22 protein-coding genes are annotated in these 25,245 nt (G+C 43.0%); 9 read left to right on the plus strand and 13 right to left on the minus strand.

Features of this window, described 5'->3' with window-relative positions; translation table 11 throughout:
- Positions 1–66 precede the first annotated feature (66 nt).
- A complete protein-coding gene (gene raiA / locus MSG37_RS01090) occupies positions 67–423 on the minus strand; it encodes a ribosome-associated translation inhibitor RaiA (RefSeq protein WP_248468727.1) in 357 nt (118 codons plus the stop codon).
- 594 nt (positions 424–1,017) lie between these two features.
- On the opposite strand from raiA, the gene MSG37_RS01095 reads away from it, so the two are divergent.
- From MSG37_RS01095 to MSG37_RS01115, 5 genes are all read left to right on the plus strand, one after another.
- A complete protein-coding gene (locus MSG37_RS01095) occupies positions 1,018–1,317 on the plus strand; it encodes a hypothetical protein (protein ID WP_248468728.1) in 300 nt (99 codons plus the stop codon).
- Positions 1,318–1,320: 3 nt separating this feature from the next.
- A complete protein-coding gene (locus tag MSG37_RS01100) occupies positions 1,321–2,961 on the plus strand; it encodes a PepSY-associated TM helix domain-containing protein (RefSeq protein ID WP_248468729.1) in 1,641 nt (546 codons plus the stop codon).
- A gap of 3 nt (positions 2,962–2,964) precedes the next feature.
- Positions 2,965–3,306, plus strand: coding sequence for a DUF3325 domain-containing protein (locus MSG37_RS01105; protein WP_248468730.1), 342 nt, complete (start codon positions 2,965–2,967; stop codon positions 3,304–3,306).
- Positions 3,307–3,496: 190 nt separating this feature from the next.
- Positions 3,497–4,030, plus strand: a complete 534-nt coding sequence (locus tag MSG37_RS01110; protein WP_248468731.1) for a hypothetical protein — start codon at positions 3,497–3,499, stop codon at positions 4,028–4,030.
- A gap of 203 nt (positions 4,031–4,233) precedes the next feature.
- Positions 4,234–4,680, plus strand: a complete 447-nt coding sequence (locus MSG37_RS01115) for an OsmC family protein (protein WP_248468732.1) — start codon at positions 4,234–4,236, stop codon at positions 4,678–4,680.
- 118 nt (positions 4,681–4,798) lie between these two features.
- Here the strand turns inward: MSG37_RS01115 and MSG37_RS01120 are convergent, their stop codons facing one another.
- From MSG37_RS01120 to MSG37_RS01135, 4 genes are all read right to left on the minus strand, one after another.
- Positions 4,799–5,386, minus strand: coding sequence for a hypothetical protein (locus MSG37_RS01120; RefSeq protein WP_248468733.1), 588 nt, complete (start codon positions 5,384–5,386; stop codon positions 4,799–4,801).
- Positions 5,387–5,584: 198 nt separating this feature from the next.
- Positions 5,585–6,640: a DUF2955 domain-containing protein gene (locus MSG37_RS01125; protein ID WP_248468734.1), complete on the minus strand. Its 1,056-nt coding sequence runs from the start codon at positions 6,638–6,640 to the stop codon at positions 5,585–5,587.
- A complete protein-coding gene (locus tag MSG37_RS01130) occupies positions 6,630–7,766 on the minus strand; it encodes an HlyD family secretion protein (RefSeq protein WP_248468735.1) in 1,137 nt (378 codons plus the stop codon). Before MSG37_RS01130 ends, MSG37_RS01125 begins: the two co-directional genes overlap by 11 nt.
- A gap of 419 nt (positions 7,767–8,185) precedes the next feature.
- On the minus strand, positions 8,186–11,464 hold the full coding sequence (locus tag MSG37_RS01135) for a S41 family peptidase (RefSeq protein ID WP_248468736.1): 3,279 nt from the start codon (positions 11,462–11,464) through the stop codon (positions 8,186–8,188).
- A gap of 274 nt (positions 11,465–11,738) precedes the next feature.
- On the opposite strand from MSG37_RS01135, the gene MSG37_RS01140 reads away from it, so the two are divergent.
- On the plus strand, positions 11,739–12,155 hold the full coding sequence (locus MSG37_RS01140) for a hypothetical protein (RefSeq protein ID WP_248468737.1): 417 nt from the start codon (positions 11,739–11,741) through the stop codon (positions 12,153–12,155).
- Between the two features lie 193 nt (positions 12,156–12,348).
- Here MSG37_RS01140 and MSG37_RS01145 read toward each other — a convergent pair whose 3' ends face one another.
- The 3 genes from MSG37_RS01145 to purE all read right to left on the minus strand — a co-directional run bounded on the left by MSG37_RS01145 (position 12,349) and on the right by purE (position 14,374).
- A complete protein-coding gene (locus tag MSG37_RS01145) occupies positions 12,349–12,948 on the minus strand; it encodes a hypothetical protein (RefSeq protein WP_248468738.1) in 600 nt (199 codons plus the stop codon).
- On the minus strand, positions 12,941–13,495 hold the full coding sequence (locus MSG37_RS01150) for a sigma-70 family RNA polymerase sigma factor (protein ID WP_248469127.1): 555 nt from the start codon (positions 13,493–13,495) through the stop codon (positions 12,941–12,943). The genes MSG37_RS01145 and MSG37_RS01150 overlap by 8 nt, the downstream gene beginning before the upstream one ends.
- Before the next feature lie 375 nt (positions 13,496–13,870).
- Entirely contained in the window at positions 13,871–14,374 is a 504-nt protein-coding gene (gene purE, locus MSG37_RS01155) for a 5-(carboxyamino)imidazole ribonucleotide mutase (RefSeq protein ID WP_248468739.1), read from the minus strand.
- A gap of 420 nt (positions 14,375–14,794) precedes the next feature.
- Here purE and MSG37_RS01160 point away from each other — a divergent pair, with 420 nt between their 5' ends.
- The gene (locus tag MSG37_RS01160) at positions 14,795–16,069 is read left to right on the plus strand and encodes a diguanylate cyclase (protein ID WP_248468740.1); all 1,275 of its coding nucleotides are present in this window, start codon (positions 14,795–14,797) and stop codon (positions 16,067–16,069) included.
- Positions 16,070–16,087: 18 nt separating this feature from the next.
- Here the strand turns inward: MSG37_RS01160 and MSG37_RS01165 are convergent, their stop codons facing one another.
- The 5 genes from MSG37_RS01165 to MSG37_RS01185 form a co-directional block, all read right to left on the minus strand.
- Positions 16,088–17,269 (minus strand): methyl-accepting chemotaxis protein, encoded by a 1,182-nt coding sequence (locus MSG37_RS01165; RefSeq protein ID WP_248468741.1) that lies wholly within the window; start codon positions 17,267–17,269, stop codon positions 16,088–16,090.
- 170 nt (positions 17,270–17,439) lie between these two features.
- The gene (locus tag MSG37_RS01170) at positions 17,440–18,057 is read right to left on the minus strand and encodes a hypothetical protein (RefSeq protein ID WP_248468742.1); all 618 of its coding nucleotides are present in this window, start codon (positions 18,055–18,057) and stop codon (positions 17,440–17,442) included.
- A gap of 125 nt (positions 18,058–18,182) precedes the next feature.
- Positions 18,183–18,620 carry a hypothetical protein gene (locus tag MSG37_RS01175; RefSeq protein ID WP_248468743.1) on the minus strand — a complete coding sequence of 146 codons (438 nt, stop codon included), beginning with the start codon at positions 18,618–18,620 and terminating at the stop codon, positions 18,183–18,185.
- A 5-nt stretch (positions 18,621–18,625) separates the two neighbouring features.
- Entirely contained in the window at positions 18,626–20,191 is a 1,566-nt protein-coding gene (gshA, locus tag MSG37_RS01180) for a glutamate--cysteine ligase (protein WP_248468744.1), read from the minus strand.
- A 178-nt stretch (positions 20,192–20,369) separates the two neighbouring features.
- Positions 20,370–23,207 (minus strand): pitrilysin family protein, encoded by a 2,838-nt coding sequence (locus tag MSG37_RS01185; protein WP_248468745.1) that lies wholly within the window; start codon positions 23,205–23,207, stop codon positions 20,370–20,372.
- Between the two features lie 491 nt (positions 23,208–23,698).
- Here MSG37_RS01185 and MSG37_RS01190 point away from each other — a divergent pair, with 491 nt between their 5' ends.
- On the plus strand, positions 23,699–24,952 hold the full coding sequence (locus MSG37_RS01190) for a dicarboxylate/amino acid:cation symporter (RefSeq protein ID WP_248469128.1): 1,254 nt from the start codon (positions 23,699–23,701) through the stop codon (positions 24,950–24,952).
- Between the two features lie 101 nt (positions 24,953–25,053).
- Positions 25,054–25,242 carry a hypothetical protein gene (locus MSG37_RS01195; RefSeq protein ID WP_248468746.1) on the plus strand — a complete coding sequence of 63 codons (189 nt, stop codon included), beginning with the start codon at positions 25,054–25,056 and terminating at the stop codon, positions 25,240–25,242.
- Positions 25,243–25,245 lie beyond the last annotated feature (3 nt).

The following is a 25,245-nucleotide window of genomic DNA, read 5'->3' on the forward strand; positions in this document are numbered from 1 at the left end:
TAACCTGAGTTAACGGGGCTTTTAACTGTCAGCCTTTAAACCATGTTTTAAAGGCTTACTGAATCTCTATACCAAGTTCATCTCTTGAACTTTTTCATGGGCAATTTCTGGTGTCGTCACAACTGGCTTAGAATGCAAATCAGCCTTCAGTTGTCCTTTACGATGCTTTAGTGCCGCATCGAGTTTTTTAGCTGCGCTGGTAATCGCTGGGTACATAACAGGATCATTACCAGAAGCGGAAATACTGCTTCCCTCATAATTCGTTCTAATTTCAACCTGGAATTCGCCATGCTCTTTAGCAATGATAATATCTAGGGCGATCAGGGTTGGAAAATGACTCTCTATCTTCGAAAACTTCTCTTGGACATGCTGTCTTACTACGTCAGTTACATCAACGTGGTGACCAGAAAGATTTATTTTCATAGGTTTTCCTTTTTACAATGATTTCACCTAATACACTTGGGTCTTTTGCTTTAAATTACAAGCTTTTATTAAAAATAATTTATGCTGCAATTGTTAAATATTGTTAAATTTTATCGCTGCAGCCCAGTGTTTATCGGTAAAAACAATTTTTGTTATATTGATAATTTTAATCAAACCGTCATATTGGTGTGGTTAAAACATAAGCTAAAATGACCTTCCTTACGAACTTTGAAAATTAGCAAACAGCAATCTAAGCTTCAATTAGTCCTCTACTAATTTAGACAAAATTCGCCGCTTTAGCTTGATTTTCATCACGCTTTACTCAAATAAATTTAAATTTATTTATATACAAAGTTCACATCAAACACTTAGATGCCAAAAATACAACAAACTATCAAGATACCGACTATGACCACAGGTCAATAAGTGTTCACCTCAGTATTCTATTTCGGCTATTGCATCTGAGACATAACTCTCAAGTCTGGCACATTTACACTTAAACGCGAATGAAAAGAGTTATCATTTAATAAATTTAATGTAGAATGCCGGCAATATTTTTTAGTTAACAATATAAGCCTTTAGGTGTGCCACTCAGTGCAAACAATAAAAACCAAGTTAATGCAACGGATTGATTCAAACAGCTTCAATGTTGGCTTGCGTGCTTTTTCAGCGATTTTTGTCGGTTACCTTTTAGCAGCCACAGCAACTGGATTGCTTGCTTTAGCCCTGCCGCTGCCACCAGCCGAAAGTACGTTAACCGCCACTATGTTGTCTTTTGCTGTTTATGCCTGTGCAGGTATTTGGGCATTTAGCGTATCAAATCAATGGCGAGCGTTAATCGACCCACTTTGTCTTAGCGGAGTTTTTTATCTGCTTATTCTAGCGATAGGTTAAACAATGAAAGATTCATTTTTCCGAAGTATGACTTGGCTGCACACTTGGGTTGGACTACTCGTTTGTTGGGTGTTACTACTGGTATTTTTTGCAGGTACATTAAGTTACTACCGCTATGAAATGACGTTATGGAGTAAACCAGAGTTACACAAAAACGTCTTCCAACAATATGACAGCACCAAGGTCGCTAGCGAACTTGATAAAGCACAGCGTTATTTAGCTGAACATGCTGCAGATGCTCGTGACTGGCGAGTGTACTTTCCTACCGATCGTAAGCCTTATGTTAGCTACGCTTGGCAAACTCAACCAGAAGAGGGCCAGCGCCGCGGTAAGTTTGTTGAACATATTGCGCCGCTTACCGGTGATCAGCTAATCACAGATGTTAGAGAGTCGAAAGGTGGTCACTTTTTCTATCGCTTACATTTCGACTTACATTACCTACCCGCTAAAATCGCCCGTTGGATTGTGGGCTTTTGTACCATGTTTATGTTGATAGCCCTTATTAGCGGTATCGTCATCCATAAACGTATTTTTAAAGACTTCTTTAGCTTTAGACGCGGTAAAGGCAGTCGCTCTTGGTTAGATGCCCATAACGTCAGCTCGGTGCTTGCCCTACCTTACCATTTGATGATCACCTACACAGGTCTTGTCACTTTAATGATGATGTACATGCCTTGGGGCGTCATGACGGCATTTGATGGCGATGCTAAATCTTTTCGACAACAGCTAAGCCCTAGTCGCGTGCAAGTCAAACCTGTGGGCGTTGACGCCGAGTTGGTTTCACTTAATACACTGTTGCCACAAGTGAAGCAGATCTGGACTGATGAACCGATTAAGCAAGTAGTTATCAATAATCCTGGCGATCAAAATAGTAAGATTAACTTCTACCGAGATACTCAAGAAGCAGTAACCGATAGACGCACTGCTATTAGCTTCAATGGCGTAACAGGTGAATTAACTAGCCGTGGCATTGACCCTGATTCTGGCGCACAAAATACTTATGATGTGCTCATTGCGCTGCATACTGGCCGTTTTGCAGAACATTGGTTACGTGCTCTATTCTTTATCAGTGGCATTTTAGGTTGCGCGATGATCACCACAGGTACCTTGCTTTGGGCGGTTAAAATTCGCCAGAAGCAGCAAAAGCAGATTAAACAAGGTGCTAAAGCGAGCTTTGGGTTGCGTTTGGTTGAAGGCTTAAACCTAACCTTTATTACTGGTCTACCACTGGCAACGGCTGCATTTTTCTATGCCAATAGGCTATTACCCACTGATATTGCTAATCGTGCTCAATGGGAAGTTAACTGCTTCTTCATTGCCCTTGCAGCAGTAGGTGTTTTAGCCTGCTTTAATCGCAGTAAAGCTGCTTGGCGCTTTGCCTTAGCACTTGGCGGCGCGAGTCTTTGCGCGATCCCAGTGCTGAATGCGCTAACTTCTAACAGCAATTTAATTGATAATATTAATTTACAGCAATGGCCGTTAGTAGGGTTTGACCTGATGTGCGTATTCATGGGCGCTGCACTATTTTTTGCACGTACGAAACTCATCAACAAAACTGCTGTCAGACCAAAGAAGGCTGCAGCCGTTCGCAGCCCAAAAGAGGGATTTAACCATGCCTCAACCGCGACTAAAGAGGGAGCATAAGCCGTGATTTTAAGTCTTTTAGGATTTAGCTATCTCGCATTTGGATTATTAGCTCTGGCTATGTTTTCGCACTATCGTGATACGTTTGCCAAAGCGCCTAACCCGCAACAAGCAAAAGCGCTCTATGTTGCTGGTTGGATTGGTATTGCTGGCACATTCTGGGGTTGTATAGCCACTCAAGGTGCCGCTTATGGCAGCATTTTGTTTTTCGGTCTGCTGTCATTTGCAGGCTTACTGGTCATTTTAGTACTCAGTTATCGCGCCAAGTTTTTACCTTACTCAATGGCAATCAGCACATTGTTAAGCTCAGTATTAGTGGTGATGAACCAGTACCAGTTCGTTTAACGCTTATGAAAATAACAGTATAAAGAAAAAGCCTTTTGCATTTTTGCAAAAGGCTTTTTTATTGCGCTGAAACTCAACTTTTTAATTAAATTTCAATACTTTTACTCCGTTCAGCTTAAGTACAGTTTTAGCGCATTAAAAAGCGTTAGCATAATATATTGATATTTTTACTAACTAAATCAGAGGCGCTATGCTTGTATCTCATGCTAATTCACCGCTTAACAGCAATCCCCCTGCACCCAGCGCTAACGTTTTACCTCGGTCACAAGCTGACGTTAATCAAGCCAGCCAAACAGCTAATAACGCCGCGAATACAAAAGGCCATCAACACCAAGACACGGTAACCATAAGTGCAACAGCTCTTACTCTTTCGGCTAAAAGTCCCTCTGCTGCAGACATTAGCAGTACAGAGAATAAAAATAGTGCAATGGCGAGCACTGAAAACGCTCCTATCGCCAAGCCTGAATTACCCAACGATGGCGATAAAGCATCTGCTTATGTTGAATACAGAAAAGCTAAAGTCCAATATCAAATCTATGCCGACATGGCGAATGTTGCCACAGGCAACAGTAACAACATTTCTCCAGTAACTGCGCATTACCTCAGTAATAATGATCAAGCTCGAGCGGCAACCGTCGATATAAAAGCGCAGCAACAACAAGTCGCCACCATGCAGACCTATGCGGCAACCACCAGCGCGATAAATAACAAAGACTCACTTTAAGCTGCGCACCTCAAACAGGCAGCCAATAATATAAGTGAATCTTTTATAGGGCGTGCTTTATATCCTATTAATCTTGATTCACTAATGACGCTTATTTGATTAATATCAACTCTCTATAATAAGTTAGAGAGTAGCCTGACTTGATGAAAGTTAGGCTACTACACAGATTTTGTGTAGCTTTATCAACCATAAGAGTCCGCATTATGAGTTTTAATATCGACCTCAGTTGGTCCCCGTCAAACGAGCCATTAACAGAGCCGCAAAATTTCAGTCGTGATCATAAAATCAGCTTTGGTAGTGGTCAGCAGATTCAAGGCTCATCAGCACCTGAGTACAGTGGCTCAAGTGACAAAGTCAATCCAGAAGAGAGTTTACTTGCCGCGCTTGCCAGCTGCCATATGCTGACTTTTCTGACGATTGCCCACCTTAAGCGCTTACCTATATTAAGTTACCAAGATAAGGCTTATGCCGAGCTAGGGAAAAATTCCGCAGGCAAAATTTACCTAAGTAAAATCGTCCTTAAACCAGTTGTCGAGTTTGCAACAGAAGTCAGTGAAGACGTGATAACTAAAATGCATGATAAGGCGCACTGCAACTGTTTTATTGCTAACAGCCTTAGCAGCGAAACAGCTTTTGAAGTCAAATACTAGGTCTTTATTGATTACCGTTTATAAAGCAAAAAAGCGAGGTGATTAACAATCACCTCGCTTTAAATCTAGCGGAAATCACCTGAGCGCTTTATAAAAACTCAGACTGACATAAACTAACTTAGTCAGCATCATTTTCGATAAAGTCATCTGTAAAGTCAGTTTCCCAATACTTATAGCCCTGCACTGTTGCTTGCGCCGCCGCGCCCATTAAGTTCACTTGGTAAGTTTTTACACCGGCAACGTCAACCGACTGATTTGCAGATGCTTGCTCACCACTGCCCTCATATTCAGCACTCGCCTCTGCTTGCGCTTGGCCTTCGTAACCCGACTCTTTAAAACGCGTTAATGCTGAACGCTCAGTGAATGCTTGTACAAACGCCACTTGCTTCCAACCAATACCTGCACCAACGCCGCCAGTAGCAAAGCGATAATAAGAGCGTTTACTGCCCTCATGTAATACACATACTCCACCGCCAGTTGAAAGTGCAAACAGATAACTATTGCTACCGGTACACACAACATATCCCACTGAGTTAGCTACTGCTGATTTAGCTCCTGGATGCTCACTGTAGATCTCTTGTAAAGCGGTTTGGGTTTCTTCTCTAGCGTGCATCTTTTTCGCTTCAGGGGTATCACCTGTAGCACAGCCCGTAAGTAAGATAGGCAAGGCTACTGCAGCAAACTTAAAAGTATTGAGTTGGAACATGGGTTCATCCTTATAAATGGATAGTAAACAGCAAGTACATTTGTTAATTGATTTTGGCCACTTAACGTATAGCACAATAATCAAGCTATTGATTAGGTTATATATCACCTCAAAGCTTAACGATTGCTTGATACCCGTTTAATCACTATCACTTTTGCTCAAATGTGCTTGTAACATCACTTAAGCGAGTGATGAGTGCTAAAGGCTGTTGCGCTTTTTAAGAAACTTCCAATCACGAGACTCTAAAAAGAAAGAGGCGAAAATCATATAAACGCCAACCATAAACAGTTGTAAGATCCGCAGGTAAAAATTCACTGCCACGTCTTTATCAGTCGAAGATGCCGTTGAGCCAACCACAACCAGTAATGCTGATAAGATACCAGCATAAAGCGGCGCTTTTTCTGGATTGGCATATATCTTTTGCCCAAACAACAAGGCAGCTAGCATCGACATCCCTATGTAAAAAGTCAGTTCGGGTACTATGGTAAGCATGTTGTAAAACACAATAGCCAAGGCGCCGCCAATACCATTGGTGATTAATAAAAACAGACTGACCTTAATGCTTTTTGCCCCTGCTGCTTGCAACGACAAAATGGCAATAAAAATCATGGTCAGTAGTGCGCCAGAGATCTCCAAAAAGTAAAAGAAACAAATCACAGGAAAGGCAATAATCAACGCCCTAAACGCTTCATGAGTGCGTTCATCGTGACTTTGTGCCGCACTGGCTAATTGCTCTCTGTTGGGCGAGAGATCGGGCAATAGCGCGTGCAATAATGCAAAAATAGTTACCGCAACCACACCCGAAAAGCTCAGACCAACCCCCACTAAAATAGCGGCTCCCGGTTGCAGCAAGCTCATGTAAGGCAAAAGTAATGTCGCCACAATGAATATAGTGGCAAAGAAGTTCCAGCGTGGATCGCTAAATAGGTAATAACCCCATAGCATCATCATGGCCAATAGTGGTAATAACACCATAGGGTATTGCGTTGGCCCAAAGCTAACCAGCCAAGCTAACCCTATGGTAAATATCATTGAAATAAGCAACTCGTAAACGGTTTGCACTGTAGGCTCTTGCCTATCAACCAAAAACTTAGCCACAAATACCGGCACGATAAAGGCTAGTGGCCACGCAAAAATCGCAGAAACCGCCACAGCTAAACCTATGCCTAAGGTGAAGCGTAACACCCGCCGCGTGTAAATGGCCTCCTCTGACGCCACAGCCGTGTTTAGCAAAGCGTTGTCACTATCTGACATAAGAGAACCAACTGACTAAGCGGATCCAAAACTTGCCAAATAGATTAATAACACTGCTATCGCTGGTATAAACAATCACGTCAGCTTGACCACCAACGCGCCGTAACCCGACCGCCTCATCAGCAGATAACACGATAGTGACCGGAAAGCGCTGAGATTGGCGCAGCCATCCCGTTTGACCAGACACCTGTGCTAACTTGCCCGTTTGTTCACTCTGCCCCCAGTCAATACCATAATCAATGCTACCCACTTTGGCTTTAAAGACTTCACCAGGCGCGTAATCCAGCGCAAATTCCACTTCATCGCCGGGTTGCATATTACCTAGGCTGTTTTCGCGAAAATAAGCCTCAATCCACACATCTTCCGACGAGATAAAGGTCATCACCGGCTGACCCGCACTGGCGTAAATACCCTCTTTTAATCTGAAATTTGACGCCACGCCGTCAGTGGGTGCGGTAATAGAGGTGCGCGCCAAATCAAGCTGGGCTTTCTCAAGGCTCAATAATGCGGATTTAACGTTGGTATTATTTTCACCTTCAGCGCCTAAACGCTCTTCTGCCTTGGCAAGATCTGCCTTAGCACTGGCAACCCCGGCTTCAGCCTTAGTGAGTTCAGCCCGCGCATTGTCAGCATCGGCCTGTGACATCACCGCTTTATCTACCATTGTGAAGATACGTTTAGATTGCACTTGAGCATTCTTTAGGTTGGCTTGGGCGTTGGTCACTTTAGCTTGCGCTGCGGCAACATTCGCCGTTTGCGCGCCTACATTTTGCCCCGCCTTTTTAAGAGACTGCTCAGCTTGATTCAGGGCAATTTCATAATCTTGCGGGTTGATTTTAGCAAGCACATCCCCCTGCTTAATTAGGGTGTTTGGCTCTACTAAAATATCAATGATTTCACCGGAAACCTGCGGGCTAATCGGCACAACATAGCCACGAATTCGGCCTAAATCGGTGGAGGGAATAAATCGGTCGGCAATAAGGTGGAACACGAATAGAAAACTTACGACGATTAAAATAATATTAGTCGCTTTACGAATTTTATTATTTTTACTGGGGCTTTCCTGCGGCGTAGTCTCGCTCGAATTCGCTTCATCGTTTGCGATCACAGCTTTTTCTTCAGTCATACTCATCCCTTTAGTAACCGGTAGCCACAGCCTGTTAAATTGGCACAAAAATCTAAGCTACAGCCCTTTTACCTAATAACAACTCACATTTATTTAGTTGGGCTATTTTTCATCCAGTTTAGTGCCTTGCATAGATAATGTTCAATATTTTTATACAATTAATTCTTTGATAGGAAAATAGTTTGAAAATAGCTATTTGATGCGCGGTTCAGATACTTAAGACAGGTATTAGATGGCCACCTTGAGTTTGGGAGTACTGTGATTTGAAGATTATAAGCTTAATCAGCGTCTGACAATTTAATACCAAATGGAAAGTAAAAGGCGCTATTAACATTCGAGTTAATAGCGCCTTTTTGTTTATATGAGCTGAAGTCAGCGGTTATCTCGCAATCAGCTCAACAATTCAAATCCACTTCAAATTAAAATGCTTTATGGACATCCTCAGCCATGCCTTTAGTTGGCATTGGTTTCGGTACTAATTTAGGTGCAGGCTGCTGTTTAAGCGCGTCTTTTAGATAACTAACGGCTTTATCTAATTGGGCATCTGTGCCGCTAAATGTGGCATATGGCAGGTTGTCGACCTCAATATCAGGACTGACACCGCGCCCTTCAATAATCCAGCTACCGTCCATTGCATATTGCGGATACTCAGCCACACGAGCCATACCTTTATCTGTTAGTGAGTTTCGGCCAGATAACCACACTCCTGCGCCAGCGGTTTGCTTACCAATTAATGGTGCAATGCCCAACGCCTTAACGCCTGCAGAGAAGGTTTCACCGTCAGAGTAGGTTAACTGATCAGTCAGAACAACTAACTGGCCGTTAAAGGTTTGCTGCATATTGCCCGATGGCGTGCCATGGGTTGGCGCCCAAAATGCCCAAGTTCTGCGCAGTAGCTTTTCGATGATCCAGCTATCAATATTACCGCCACGGTTACGGCGCACATCGATAACTAAACCGTCTTTATTGACGTTAGCGTAAAACTCTCGCGCAAAGCTTGAGATATCACCGCTACCCATAGCGTATAGGTGTAAGTAGCCAAATTTGCCGTCGCTGTCTTTAGATACTTTGGCGCTATTATGCTGCACCCAGTCGGTATATCTCAACTTAGCATTTTTAGATGGGCTAATTGGCTCAACAATTGTTTGATGGGTTTTACTACCGCGCTTTAGGGTTAACAATACTTGCTTACCCTCTTGGTTACGCAGCAGTTTAGTCACATCGGCAATATTAGTGAGCGGCTTAGCATTGATTGCGACAATCACATCACCCACTTTGGCATTTACGCCCATTTGCGCCAGCGGCGCAGCGTGTGCTGGTAGTTCTGGATCGCCCTGATAAATATGCTCAATGACCACTCCCGCCTTAGTTTGCTCAAGACGTGCACCAAGGCTGGCTGATTTTGCTTTATCGGCATCTTTTGGTGCATCACCACCGCGCACCTGAGAGTGCAGTGAATCTAGCTCGCCCATCATCTGCGTAAACAGATCATTAAGCTCATGGCGGTCGGTTAGTCTGTCGACTAATGGCTGATATTTGGTTTTGGTTGCCTGCCAATCAAGTCCACGCATACTCTTGTCATAGAATGAGTCACGGTGCATTAACCAAGCGTCTTCAAACATCTGTTGCCACTCGCTCGCTGGATCAATCGCCAATTGCCATAGATTGGTTTGTACATTGGCGTTAGTCAGCTCTTTAGGCAGTTTATCGCCTGCATCAACAATCAGCATTTCACTGCCTTGCTTAGACTGCTTACGAATAAATAGCTTGCTTGAGTCTTGAGACAGTTGATACTCGCCAACATCTTTAGCAAAGGTGTCAACTTTAGGGTTTAACGGGTCAAACTTAACCACTTTTAAGCTCGATTTACCGCTAGTTGTGGTATCAAGTAGATAAAACTTATCACCTGCCATTTGCAGCGAGTTGTAGTTACCCGCAGCCACTGGCACTTGCCATAAACGACTGGCTAAACCTTTCCACTCGACTTCGGTTTCAATCTCGTCGTCATCCGCTTTTGCAGGCTTAGATAGCAACTCATTTGGCTTTTGAAAAGCAAAACGCGCGTCTTCATTTAAGGCAATGGCAAATACTTGGGTGCGCTTATCAAACATTGGCCCTAGGTTTCTGTCTCCCCAAGGTGAAGTCGGTGTCGACACAAACTGACGGTTTGATAAGAAATACAGCCAATCACCATCGGCGCTAAAGCTTGGCGAAAATGACTCGTATTTGTCGCTGGTTAATGACTCTGCACGGTTATCATCCAATGAGTACAACACGATTTGCGGGCGTGCTTTACCCATTTCCGCTTTGGTTAATGCGATAAATTGGCTATCACCCGACCAAACGATATCGGCGTAAGGGCCTAATCCCTCGCCTTGGGTGATGATTTTTTTATTACTGCCTTTCTTTAAATCTAACAACCATACATTGCCGTCATAATCGTCATTAGCAAGGTAGCGTCCATCTGGTGACAAGTGCAGATCGAGTCTTAAGGTTTTGCCATCTTTGGTTAGCTGCTTGGCGTTATCGCTACCATCAGCCGCAAAGCGCCACACTTCTTGCTCCCCTGTTGCATCGCTAATGCCGTATACCCAAGCACCATCTTGGCTCATCACTGCGTTACGTACGCGGTTATGACCTGGTAAGGCAATTTCAACTAAACGTTGGCCATCGGTACCTGCGATTGCCACATGGCTGCGAGCGGTGATCACCACTTTGTCAGCCTTGGGCGATAAGTTAGTGGCTGTTGCGTATTTCATTGGCTCTTTTACCCAATGCTCACGCTTTTGGGCAAAGTCAGAAATCAGGTCTATCGCAAGTGTTTGCTCTTTACCCGCTTTGATATCAAACAACTTAATATCGGCGCCTTGCTGAAATACGATGCGGCCTTGATTTAATCTCGCATTACGCACTTGCCACTCTTTGTACTGGGTATGCTGCTTGAGATCGCTGCCATCCGTTGCCATTGACCAGATGTTGTCATTGCCATCGCTGTCGCTAACGAAATAAAGGCGAGAGTCCCATAACATAGGTTGTCTTACAGAGCCTTGATGCGCAGCCGTTAACAAGGTCGCTTCTTGTTTGCTGCCAAGTTTAAATTTCCACAACTCACCTTTTGCGCCACCACGATACACTTTAGCGTTATCGCCTGTTGTTTGTAGACCAAAGCGGGTGAAGTAAACATATTCACCTTTATCATCAATCGCCCCTTCAATGGCATCGGCCAAAGGCAAGTCTTCTGTGAGCAAGGTTTGTGGATCGACGGTTCTTAATACCCAGTAGTTTGCAGGACCAAAGGCATTATCTGTGGCATAGAGCACTTTGCCATCGGCTGTCCAGCCTTGTACTCGCACGCGGCTGTTTTCAAAACTAACGCGCTTAGCTTGACCGCCATTAATTGGAATAACATAAACTTCATACGAGCCTTCATAATTGGCAACGTATGCCACAAACTGACCGTCTTTTGAGATGGTTGCGCCAAGCTCTTCAGCCGGCAGACTGGTTAAGCGTCTTGCTTGGGTGTCTGACAGCGCTTGAGTCCACAAATCGCCCTCAGCGGTAAACACTAAGGTTTGCTCGTTTAGCGCCGGCGCACGAAAATAACCGGGCTTAAGAGTCGATTCTGAGGCGTATGTGGGGGAAAGAGTCAAAGTTCCGAGAGCAAGCATACAGCATGCGAGTGAATGACGAATTTTCATCTAGCTAGCAATCCTATTGTTATTATTCGGGTAATGCCTTTATTCGGGCAAAATCTTTCAGGCCAACAAGGTAGCAAACTTTTGATAAAGCATCAGCAAATTATTCGCTATTAAGTATTAGCAAATATGTAAAGTCGTATGCAAAAAAACATTAAACAAAAAATAAGCAACTAAGCTAAATACAAGAGTATGCAGTTAAGCACTAACAATGACTTAGTGACACTAACGCTGCATACAGCGACCATCTCACAGATAAGGAAGTTAAGAGGTTTGTATGTCACCTGATTATATGCGCCCTTCTCTCAAGGATGACCCCAGAGTATGTAACGCGCTAAACAATATGCCAAAAAGCTGCGCAGATAGTTTTAGTGAGTCACAGCTGCGTTATATGCGCTTGGCATTGATTGATAACCGCTGGCAAAAACATTTTATCGATAACAGAGGCAGCTTTTATGTGCCATTTGTTGGTTGGCGATTTTTCTATGTACTGCTAATTGGCCGCAATAAACGCGCGCTGAGTCGTAAGGAAAAGCAATTAACCTTGGCGTTATTTTCCCTGAGTGTATTGGGCTTTATTTTGATGTCGTTGTTATTTGGACTATTACTGCTTTATTTGCTCAAGTCAGCGCTTGGCATAGATTTATTTGAAGATACATCGTTAGGATTATGGGACTGGTGGCAATCGCTGTAGCTTGTTGGCTATAAAGCTCGTTGGGAAAATTTATTATCTAAAACTCCTTGGCGCTCTTGTACTAACTGCCATTTACTAGCAATCGTTCACTGACTTTAATCAACATACTTGTCATGCATTTTTAAACGATAACAGCCTGCAATTGCAGGCTGCTATCTGACTCGCGACATAGTGAAAGCTATAAGCTAAGAGCTTAATGCCCGGACATTATCGCTTTTTGCAGTGCCATAAAGCGCAGGTGGTAGTCACTTTGCTCATCTTTTATCTCTGGCCATTGCATCGCAATTTGCTGCAACGCGGTATGCGCCTGCTCAATATTTTTGGCAGCAACAAGTTGCTCAACCTTATCTAACTCCGCAGTTAAACTCAGTGTATTTGGCGCTTGAGCAAAGCTTTCACCTTCAGCGTTGACACTCGCAGCGGGCGCTTTATCAGGCATCGCACGCATCATTTGCGGCTGAGAGTCTGTTTGTTCAGGTGCAGACATCAGCATCGGCTCGCTTTGCTGTAATCCATCATTGCTATCCATTGTTGGATTGAGCATAAATAACGTAACGACAACCATAACTGATGCAGCAGAAGATAACGGCAAGCGATATTGACGCCAAAAAGATTGGCTTTGTTGATTATTTACTCGCCCAGTAGCACTCATGCTCTGATTTTGCTCGGCAAGCTGCTGACGAGCCTGAGCTAAAATCTTGTTATCGATCGATGTTGGCGGCAGCTCAGTTGCGCCTTTTTGATATAAAGATTTAATCTGTTCTTCAATGGCAGCATGTTCTTTATCAGTCATGACTTGCTCCTTGCCACTTTAAATCAACGCACTCTTTTAAGCCTTTATAGGCATAGCGAATGCGGCTTTTAGTCGCCTCTAATGTGGCACCTGCAATATCGGCAATGATGGCTGCAGTAAAGCCCATTTCAACATTGAGTAAAAACGCCTCTTTTTGCACTTGCGGCAGATTAGCAACGCAGCCTTTAAGCAAATCAGCTTTTTGATTATCAAGCAGTTGCGCCTCAAGGTTTTCATTGTCACTCTCCAAGTGCGCTTCATGATCTTGTTCAGGCTCAAACACTTCAGTAAAGCTATCTACCGGCTTAACTGCTCTGACATGATCGATAATAAGGTTATGTGCAATACGGTATAACCAAGTGGTAAATTTAGCGCTGGTTTCATAAGTGCTGGCCGCTTTTATCACTCGGCTCCAGGTATCTTGATATAGATCTTCTGCTAACTGCTGATCATGGATCTGCCTAACAAAATAGCGATACAGCGGGCCTTTGTGCTTTAGGTAAAGCACCTCAAATGCACGTGCACTGCCAGCAGCATATTGCAACATTAAGGCTTGATCAGAATCGACTTGATTATCTGGTTCAACGGAAGACAAAGATGGTGCCACGGGCTTTTCCTTCACGAAATGGATTATCTTGCACTAGGGTTAACGAGTACTAATAGCATTAGTCTGCATTGAGGCCTTTGATTTGTCTAGCACCAGCTCGACAAAGCTAGCGATTCCAACTAAGTAAACAAAAGGTTTGAATGGGAAGTGAAGATAACAGTTAAACTAAAGCAGTTAAGTTTAAGCAATAAAGCTTAATGTTCTGAAAAGGCACATTCGGCTTGAGTATAGGAAAACAGGCAAAAAAAATACCGCTAAGAATTAACTTAACGGTATTTCATCACTAACAGGCGAATATAGAATCGACCGGCTAACTTAAGCTAGTTTTGCTTGAAGTGCTGCGTCTTTAGCTTGTACAGCTTCAGCCGACTTAGCGCGTTCTTCTTTAACTGCAACAGCAAGGGCATCATCACCTACTGCTAGCATTTGCGCAGCTAGGTAACCTGCGTTTTTAGCACCAGCACTGCCAATAGCAACTGTAGCTACTGGAACGCCGCCAGGCATCATAACTGTTGATAATAGTGCATCGTGGCCTTGTAGTGGACCACAATCAACTGGAACACCGATTACTGGGCGAGTAGTAATACCAGCAACAGCACCAGCTAAGTGCGCAGCAAGACCTGCGGCACAAATAAAGACTTTACAACCACGCGCTTCTGCATCGGTTACATAAGCGTGTGTAGCAGCAGGCGTACGGTGCGCTGAAGTTACTTTTGCTTCAAAGTCGATTTCGAAAGTTTTAAGCACATCGAGGGTGGCTTGCATTGTAGGCAGATCTGAATCAGATCCCATTAATACTGCAACAAATGGTTTGCTCATTTTAAGTCCTTGAGTAGGGCGGTACATTATTATATTTGCGCGCATTATAATGATATTTAGCGCACTTAGTAAACAGACTTCCCCCAAGCCTGCGCGGCAATTATCCCTAAGCTTTAGCATAACTGCAAATAACTTATTCATACATATGTATAACAAATCGGCAAAATAGTGAATTCGTATTTTTATCGGCTTGTTTGTCTAGGTTTGTGATGTAAACGGTCACTTAATCAGCAGTAAATAATGTGTAGTTATTATAAAAAAGTAGCATTCATACTCGAAAGTTCTGATAAATAAGCCACTTGAGAGCACCACAACTTTGTCAGATGGCGTTTTTTTTCTTATTATGAATTAGAGGTTAGGTGCTAGCCTTAGCAACAAAAGCGACTTTGTACCACGGTGAGTTTACGAATAAGGATATTCATGACGCCCATTAAAGACAGCTTAAAGAAAAAGAAGATAGATTCCCTCGATCTAAAAACGCATCTCGCGCTTTTAGGCGTCCCTATGTTATTGCTGTTAATCGTGTGGGCCGTGTTTTTTAGTATCAGTAATAATCCCAACTCAGTGGCTAATCTCATACTTGTCGCCATTATTTACCTGCTTGGATATAGCTTAAGTTACTACTTTCATCAAGGCCGTCTCAATCGACTCTGGGAGCACTTGCAGCAAGTCATTCATGTTAATGACACGACCTTTGAGCTGGTTAATATTGCTAATCAATACCAAGATGAACGTGCATTTCTTGATGCACTATTAAAGAAAGCAGTCAGTAGTATAGATGGCGCAGAAATGGGTTCAATTATCAAAGTGGATAGCCGAACCGGCGAGTTGCATTTTGAGTCGACCATTGGCATTGATATCGAAAAGCTTAGAAGTGTGCAGTTTAATCTCGAACAATCGTTTGAATACAAACTAACAAAAGGCAAGTGCGACAGAGTGGTTGTTATTGATGATATGGCCAGTATCAATGCCCACAGCAGCTTATCAACGACTGAGCAAAAAATGTTCTCAAGCGCCCCTCTGTACCCGATTCGCTCCACCCTATCTAGTCCAATTCATATTGATGGCGTGCTTTATGGCATGCTGAATTTAGATAGTGCTAGAGCCAGAGCATTTAGTCATTACGACAGAAACCTAGTCGCCATATTGACCCATGAAGCAGCTAACGCCATTGCCCTTTATCAGAAAACACGCCAAATTAATCTTTTAGCAAACTATGACAGTCTAACCGAGCTTTATAACCGTCAGCGTTTTGAACAAGGGGTGAAAGAGTGGAAAATTAAGCCGCACTTCGGCAGCTATTTAATTATATTAGACTTAGATAACTTAAAGGTTATTAACGATAATTATGGCCACCTTGTAGGCGATAAAGCAATACAAACCTTTGCCACAGCCTTAAAGCAAAGCTGGCATCAAAAACACCTTATCGCTCGTTATGGCGGTGACGAATTTATTGCCCTTTGCCATGGTCCGCAAGCCCAAATCGAAGCGGATTTACAGCAATTACAACAAACATTATTTAATCAGCAAATGGCTATTTCTCATTCAGGCTCACACACCGAGACGTTAAGCACTGAAAAAATCAGTTTTAGCTATGGCATTGCCAATTACCAAGGGCATTTAGATGCCAGCTTTAGGGCCGCCGATAAAATGATGTACCAAAACAAACGCCTTAAGCAAAATTCGACCGAGTAATCAGCTATTAAAAGATAGCTACACACAGATCCGGTTAAGTACTTTTTCTAGCATAGCTGAAGTTTGCTTTTGCTCGAATGCTTGTTCAGAAATGGTTTTTAAACTTGAATGCACATCTTGGCTTAAGCGCGCGATTTCTGTTGCTCGGTCTTTAATGCTGGACGTCGCGTTTTGCTGGCCCTCAATGCTATGGCGGATCTCACCAGCCAAATTATCTAATTGGTTAAAGGCGCTATCTATCTCGCTAAAAGCGCTAGAGACTCTGTCACACTGCAATAGGCTTTCTTGGCTCTCCTTCTGGCTCTCACCAATAGCTGCCACGGCCTGACTGGTTTTAGCTTGAAAGCCCTCAACAATACTTTGAATTTCAACCGTTGATTCTTGAGTCCGGTGGGCAAGCGCTCTGACTTCATCAGCAACAACGGCAAATCCCCGCCCTTGCTCACCCGCTCTCGCAGCCTCAATAGCAGCGTTTAATGCCAGTAAATTAGTTTGCTCGGCAATACTTTTAATGACTTCAAGTACATTACCAATTTTAAAGCTGTCTTGGTGCAAGATATCCAGGTCGCTTACTAAGCTTTCAATACCTTGGGTAAACTCCTGCATAAACTGCTGGTTTCTAAGCGCATCACTTGTGCCTAATTGCAGCAATTCATTAGCTTGAGTCGATGTCGACTTGAGCTCTTGTGCATTGCCCGTTAATTCTAGGGCTGTGTTATCAATTTCAGTCAGACTTAAACTTATCTGCTCGTTTTCAGTCACGCTTTTATCAACTGATGATTCAGCTGAAGTCATCTGCTCCGACAGTTGCTCCGAACCTTGGCGAAAACTTTCGGCATCATTACGTATTTTATCCAGCACATCTTTTAAGCCCTCAATAAAATCACACAAGCTGGTTGAGATATGTGCCAATTGATCATTAGCATTGTCAACAATTCGACCTTCTGGCGCTTGCTCTGTACTCACTACAAGTGCCAAATATTGCTGCAGCTTAGCCAAACGTAAACTGATTAACTTACGACACTGCCACCAAGAAACGCCAAACTGAGCTGTTGCCGTGATAACAAGCAACAGCAGCACATCCGATTTACTGATAGTTGCAGGGAAAAAAAACAGCAAAGTGAAAGTCGCTATGATGGCAATACCAAGCATAGGAAGTGTCAGTTTCAATTGCAGTTTATTGTCATAACTTGTTTGCATATAGGTTCCATCTATTGGCGTAGTAATTTCAGCTGCAGAATAAAATCATTTTAACAACTCGTCTACATACTATCGGTCGCGATAGAAAAAGATTAATAGTAATGCCATAAAAAAACCTCTGCATTGCAGAGGCTTTAATGTTTTGTATGGTATGGATGAACGGCTATCGACTAACCAAAGAATAGTCGCCATAACCAGGACGAATCTAAATCTTCTTGGCACTGCCGGTATTGTGCAGCATAGCGTTTTGAACGGGCATCAACTCTACCGGCAACCTTAATCAACCAAGCTTTTTGATTATAGGTTTTACGCTGATAGCCACCCCAGCCTTCGTGATAATTTAAATACTGATTACGGGCATCCCATTTAGATACACCGTTTATTTTGTGAGTTTTGTAAATAAACCAACCCATAAAATCCATCGCATCATCAAAGTTACTGCGACTCGACCATGAGTTACCGGTTTCTTTAACGTAATCATCCCAGGTCATGGTTTTAGCTTGGGCATACCCATAAGCTGAACTTGCACGGCCGATTGGAATAAAGCCTAAAAAGTACTCCATTGGCGGCGCAGCATTATGCTTAAACGAGCTTTCTTGATACATCATAGCTAGCGGCACATGCACTGGTACGCCCCACTTTTCACGGGTATTTTTAGCAGCGCTATACCAAGAACGGTTTTCTGTATAAATAGAACAAAGGTTCTCAGGATCTTTTGGTGGAGGAGTTGCACAGCCAGTTAACAAGCTAGCTAGAATAACAGTCGCAATTAATGCAGGCCATTTCATAAAAGGGGATACCAACAGACAGTGATAGCAAAATCATAGTGTCACATTGATAAGTAGAAGATGCAATTGAGGTTTGGTTAAATTGTGTTACAAATCAAGCAGAGGCAAGCAATTTACAATACTCATTACAAGGGCTCAGGATACTCACACTCATAGGCTTCTTGTTGCCAGACTTCTGGCTGCCAAAAACCTTTATCGTTGCCACGGTAAACTTTATCGACATTAAACTTAGCGCCAATATGATAACGCTCATTGTGGCTAACATTTACCGTCAACTCTTTCGGCGTGCGGGCACTCAGTTTTACCTTCAAGCTGGGTGCATCAATAAGCTCCGCAACAATAAAAGTATGAGACCCAGGAGTTAAACGGTAATTAGGCTGTGAGATAACCGGTTTACCATCGAGGTGTGTGACAACGACCCGGTAAATGTTTGCTTGGCGATCGGGCTCTGAAAATGTTGATACAATACCGCATTGATTGCTCGTATCAGGTTGCGATGCACAACCTGATATTAGCAATAACAATGCAGCGAATGTGCAGACCCTTTTAGTGCCGATAACCACTCAGGTTAAACCTTGAAGTAGTCAGCAAGAAACTCATCGAAACTGACACTTGGCTCAGCTTCGATAGCCGCTTGTTTGGCGAGTGATGCTTTTGCATCTTGCTCGTAGCGAGCAGTCATGGCATCTGATAGCGGATACGCTTTTAGCTGTTGATGATACTCTTCAGCAAGTTGTAAAACCCAGTCACTGTGATCGATTTGATCTTCTTTCAAACCTTTGATGATTTGGCCTGATAGGGTTTCATCTGGATTATCAACGGCTTTATGCCACTTAGCTAAAGCAACTTGGTAATCATCTTGCTTATCATCAAGTAGCTTAGCAATCTCTTTTAAATCGCCAAATAATGACTCTAACCAACTGCTAAGACTCACTTCTTCACCAGAGCGGGAAAGCATTAGCCCAGGTTTACGGCCTTCTAACACAACAGAGTTTAAGTTAGCTGAAATCTCTGCTTCTTCAGCGGCATCTGTAGGTTTAGATGGCTGTAATAAACAGTTAAGCAAGAATAAGTCTAAGAAACGAATTTGTGACTTCTCAATGCCCACAGAGCTATATGGATTAACGTCTAATGCACGTACTTCAATATATTCAACACCTGCGCGAGCCAGAGACTCTGATGGTTTCTCATTGCCTTTAGCAACTCGTTTTGCACGGATTGGCGAATAAAATTCATTTTCAATTTGCAAAATATTGGCATTAAGCTGGCGATATTCGCCATCAACTTTGACACCGATTTTAGCAAAGTTAGCTGACGGCATATTAATCGCTGACTTCATGCCCTCTAAATAACAAGGTAAGCCATTGTAGCTAATGTTCAGGTTATCTTGCTCTTGGTTGGTATAACCTAAGTCACTCATACGCAAAGACGTTGCGTAAGGTAGGAACAAGGTACCATTGCCAATCACTTCAAACGGGAAGTTATTGGTCTTAGGATCTTGAATAAAGGTGCTACAAAGTGCTGGCGATGCACCGAATAGATACGGCAACACCCATACTAAGCGGCGATAATTTCGGATTAGCCCAAAGTAAGACTCTGAAATAAAATCTTCAAGCGTTAATGACTTATCTGAAAGCTCATAGAGTCGGTCCCATAACTGATCTGACACAGAAAAGTTAAAGTGCACTCCGGAGATAATTTGCATCTGCGCACCGTATCGATAAGTTAAGCCTTTTCGATATAGTCGCTTCATTTGTCCGGTATTAGAGCTGCCGTAATCAGCGATAGGGATATCGCCGGCGTCACCTAAATAACAAGGCATACTCACTGGCCATAAACGCTGACCATTTAAATGACGTACACTGTAGGCATGAGTCAGAGTCAGATCTTCGACTAATTCATCGATATCTTCAAAAACTGGGGTAATAAACTCAAGTAGTGATTCACTGTAATCAGTGGTGATCCGCGAATGCGTTAATGCCGAACCCAGCGCCTGTGGATGTTTATCCTGGGCTAAGTGGCCAGATTTTTCAATTCTTAACGCTTCACGCTCAATGCCACGTTGCATTGACTTTAACGCCTGACGACTTGCCGTATCCGACAGTTTGCCTACCAATTCATTGAAAGATTTCAATATATTACTCTCTAGTACGTGACTCTAACTTTAATAGCATGTCAGTCAGACCCGCCATAGCCAACTTAAATTTCAAGTCGTACCAAATTAGCGTTTATTTAACTGCCAACATAATAAACGATGAGATGATGCCACAGAACTGACACCATCTCCCGGATATATGGTCTAGATCAAGCTTTTACAACTGTAAAACTTGAATTGGATAACCAAGTGTTGATAATTCAGACTCTATTTTGGCGCGGTCACCCACAATCAAAATAACCATATCGTCTAAATTCAACTGCTCTTTAGCTAATCGATTCAACTCATTACGGCTAATTTCATTGGTAATTTCAGTCTGTTGTTCACTGTAATTATCATCCAAATTATAGCGCTGAATATTACGCATTAGCCCCGCTTTTTGATACGGCGTTTCATAATCAAGTGCTTTTGACTGTGAAATAGAGCTCTTCATAAAGTTAAGTTCTTTCTCTGTCATGCCCTCTTTTTGGAATGCGTTGATCTCTTTAATAAACTCCACTAGCGCTTCTTTGGTTACATCGCTACGTACACTCGCCGTTGCTTGATAGAAACCTTGCTCTGGGCCACCAGTAAAGTAACTTCTTGCACCATAGGTGTAACCTTTATCTTCACGAAGATTGAGGTTGATGCGACTGTTAAACGCACCGCCGAGTGGGTAGTTCATCAAGTATGACTTAAAGAAATCACCGGTTGCGTCATATTTTAGACCACGCTTACCAATCTTAATCACAGACTGCGCCGCTTCAGGCTTATCAACAATATAGATTTTACCGCCATCAACTTTAGGCAACTCTGCAAGCTCAGGGCGTGGCGTTGCAGCGCCTTTCCAAGTAGAAAGCCTAGCAAGCTTTGTGAGCATTTGCGCTTCATTTAAATTACCCACGGCAACGATTTGTGCATTACCCGCAGTGTACTGCTTTTTGTAGAATGCTTTTACATCCTCTAACGTCATAGCAGACACCGTTTCAAGGGTACCGCCGCTACTTATGCCAAATGGGCTGTCTTTACCATAAAGCAACTCACTAAATGCCGTTGAGGCTAAATAGTTGGGCTCAGTAAGCTCACGTTGCAGATGTTGTAACTTTTGCTGCTTAACCCGCTCAAAGTCGGCTGCTTTAAAACCTGGCTCAAACAGCTTTTCTTGCACAATGGCCATGGTTTTATCTAAGTTTGCCGTTAGCGATGAAATTTGAACTTGGCTTTGGTAACCGCTAGCACTAAAACTAACATTACTGCCGAGCATTTCTAGCGCTTGAGTTAACTCTTCAGCGCTGCGCTTTTGGCTAGACTCATTCATCATCGCCGCAGTCATGCCGGCAAGGCCAGCTTGGTCCACATCAAGTAATCTGTGACCGCCGTTCAGGTAAATTACGATTTCAACTGTTGGTGTCTCGCTGGTTTCTGTGCCGATAACTTCAATCTTATTTGCAAGCTCACCTTGCCATAGTTCAGGCATTGTCAACACAGGCGCAGGACCTTCTGCCGGGATAACACTGCGATCAAACGATGACACGATTTGTGGTTTAACATCGAGGCCTTCAACCGCAACTGCAGCAACTTTTTCAACTGCTGGTGTGAAGGTATCCGGTTTGGCAATCAACTGTAGCTGACCTTGCGGTACCACGCTCATGACTACCATCGGCTTGTCTTTAATATACTTATTAAACACCCGCATCACGTCTTCTTTAGTAACGTTTGCGTAGCGCTTTAAGTCAAAGCCTATCATGTCTGGATTGTTAGAAAAAGTTTCGTTAAAGGCTAAGCTAGACACTTTTCCTTGCACACTTTGCAAGCCAAAAATAGTGCCTGCTTCAAAGTTAACTTTTACCTTTTCAAGATCGTCATCGGTTACACCACGCTGTTCAAACTCTTTTATCGAGTCTTGCATGGCTTGCTCAATTTCAGCTAAGTTGCCACCACGAGCAGGGTTCGCTAGCGCATACATAGAGAACTGACAGGCAAGCTCCTGACATGGATGGCTTACGCCCGCTTGCACTGCAAGGCCGTCTTTAACTAGGTTTTTATAAAACAGTGATGTTTTACCGCCGCCGAGAATATTAGAGAGTAAATCAAGGGCAGCTTCATCTTCATGGCGCGCATAGACCGTAGGCATACCAATACGAAGCAGTGGCAGGTGAACTCTGTCTTCCATAGATAGGTAGCGAGTTTCATCTAAGGTGACAAGTTCTTTAACTGGCGCATCGACTTTAGGGCCCGCAGGGATCTCACCAAAGTATTTATTAACCCATGCTAGTGTTTGCATTTCATCGAAGTCACCACCGATTGTTAAGGTAGCATTGTTAGGGCCATACCAGCGCTGGAAGAAATGTTTCACATCTTCAACATCTGCACGGTTTAAATCTTCTGGCCAGCCTATTACAGGCCATGAATAGGGGTGACCTTGAGGATAGAATGCTTGGTTAAAGCGCTCACCCATACGACCGTAAGGGCGATTATCGATACGCTGAGCGCGCTCGTTCTTGACTGTTTCTCTTTGAACTTCAAACTTTTCTTCTGTTAACGCAGGTAAGAAAAAGCCCATACGGTCCGATTCTAACCAAAGCATTTTTTCTAATTGGTTGTTGGGTACCGTTTCGAAATAGTTAGTTCTGTCGGTATTGGTGGTGCCGTTTAGCGTTCCACCCGCTTCAGTAATAATTTTAAAGTGTTGCTCATCACCAACATTTTGCGAGCCTTGGAACATCATGTGTTCAAATAGATGAGCAAAGCCTGAGCGGCCTTCTAGTTCACGACCTGAACCTACATGATAAGTCACGTCTACATGAACTAATGGATCGGAGTGATCCTCATGCAAAACAACCGTTAAGCCATTGGCAAGCTGGTACTTACGGTAAGGGATCCCTACCTGATCACCACTAAAAGAAACGCTTTCAATTAACTTAACCCCTGCAGGTAAGTTAGACTCGTTCTGTTGTTGCCCTGCACAGCCCATTAATGCCGCACTCACAGCTGCAGCTAATATCCATTTTTTCAATGACGCTCTCCTTAATTAACAGCTCGTTGTTTTCTGACTTGCTTAATTCTAACTAGCTTAATATTGCGCCTAGTATTACCCACATCAGAAAAAACAACCAGCGATGATATTTAAAATAAAGGATTAAAAAGCTATCTGTTTTAGTAACATTTTTTATCCACACTCAGTTGCTTTATCGACAAGCTAAAAACGACAAAATTTCATTATTCTGTGAATTTACTTAATTTTTTACACTTGCACCGACAAAACACTTACCATGTTGCAACAGGGTTAAATTTTAAAGTTATTAAAACAAACTCTTATATTACGATAAGTTATAACTAAATCGGTTTGTGATGCAAGTAACACTATCTATAGAATAAGACTATTGGGTAACTAAATGTAAATCTCGATAGTGTTTATGGGTGATTATCGGCAGACTAGACTATGCAATAAGCAAGCGCTCATCCATATGAAATTGTTTAAAGAAATATAAAATATTTGGAATTTTGATAATGTGGCAAACAATTAAAAATATCCCGTTTTGGCAGAAAGTATTAGCTGCCTTTATCCTAGGCGCCGGTGTTGGTGTCATTTTTGGTGAGTCGGCAACCGTACTAAAACCATTAGGCGACCTGTTTATTAGTGCAATTAAAATGTTGGTTGCACCGCTCATTTTCTGTGCCATCGTAGTTAGTATTACCTCTCTAGGCTCTGAAGTCAGCCTTAAAAGACTCAGCTTTAAAACCTTAGCCATGTTTATGTTTACCGGCACTATTGCTTCAATTATAGGCCTAACTATTGGCTCAGTAATTGATATGGGCGGTTCAATGGAGCTAGTGGCAACTGAAGTGCGCGAACGTAACGTACCGGGATTTGCCCAAGTGTTGTTAGACATGATCCCAGTCAATCCGTTTGCCTCACTCGCTGAGGGTAAGGTTTTACAGATCATCATCTTCGCAGCGCTTATTGGTATCGCAATTAATAAAGTTGGTGAAAAAGCCGAGCCATTAAAGCGCACTATTGAAGCGGGTGCAGAAGTGATGTTCCAGCTGACTCGCATGGTTTTACAACTCACTCCTATTGGTGTGTTTGGTTTAATGGCTTGGGTGGTAGGCGAATATGGTTTATCAACTTTACTGCCACTAGGTAAGTTTATTGGTGCCATTTACTTAGCTGCGCTTATTCATATTATTTTTGTTTACGGTGGCCTAGTTAAATTTGCAGCCAAGCTAAGCCCTGTGCAGTTTTTCCGTAAGGCCATTCCAGCGCAAATGGTGGCATTTACTACAGCATCAAGCTTTGGCACCTTGCCGGCAAGTACCCGCTGTACAGAATCCATGGGCGTGTCTAAGCGCTATGGCTCGTTTGTATTACCATTAGGTGCGACCATGAATATGGATGGTTGTGGCGGCATTTACCCTGCTATTGCGGCAATCTTTATCGCACAGATTTATGGTATTCCACTTGATATGACCGATTACATGCTAATTGCTGTTACAGCGACTGTGGCTTCAGTTGGTACTGCCGGCGTTCCAGGTAGTGCAATGGTTATGCTAACGGTGACATTGGGTGTTGTGGGTTTGCCACTTGAAGGTATCGCCTTTATTGCAGCAGTTGATCGTATTATCGATATGATCCGTACGGCAACTAACGTGACAGGCGACATGATGACAGCGGTTGTGATCGGTAAGTCTGAAGGCCAGCTGGATGAGCAGCAGTTTTATACTCAAGAGACCGAGCAAATAGAGCAAGTTCGTAGCTAATACTCCGTTCTCTAACAACAAAAAGGCCGCAATTGCGGCCTTTTTACTTTATACTTTTCAATATTCTACTAAAGATAAGTATGACTACGGAGCGCTTAGATATGACTAAACTTTTCATTCTGCCAATATTACTTTCACTGGCTTGGGCGCTTTTTCTTAACTATAACGGAATACCGTTAAAACAAGGCAAAAAAGGCTTTCTCTATATCATTGGGATCAGCCTAACCATCATTTTTGCCCTCGCCTTTTTGCTTTGGCTAACCGCAGGGCAAAATGTCATGGCAACCTAGTTT

Source organism: Shewanella sp. 1CM18E (assembly GCF_023161665.1).
Classification (GTDB): Bacteria; Pseudomonadota; Gammaproteobacteria; order Enterobacterales; family Shewanellaceae; genus Shewanella.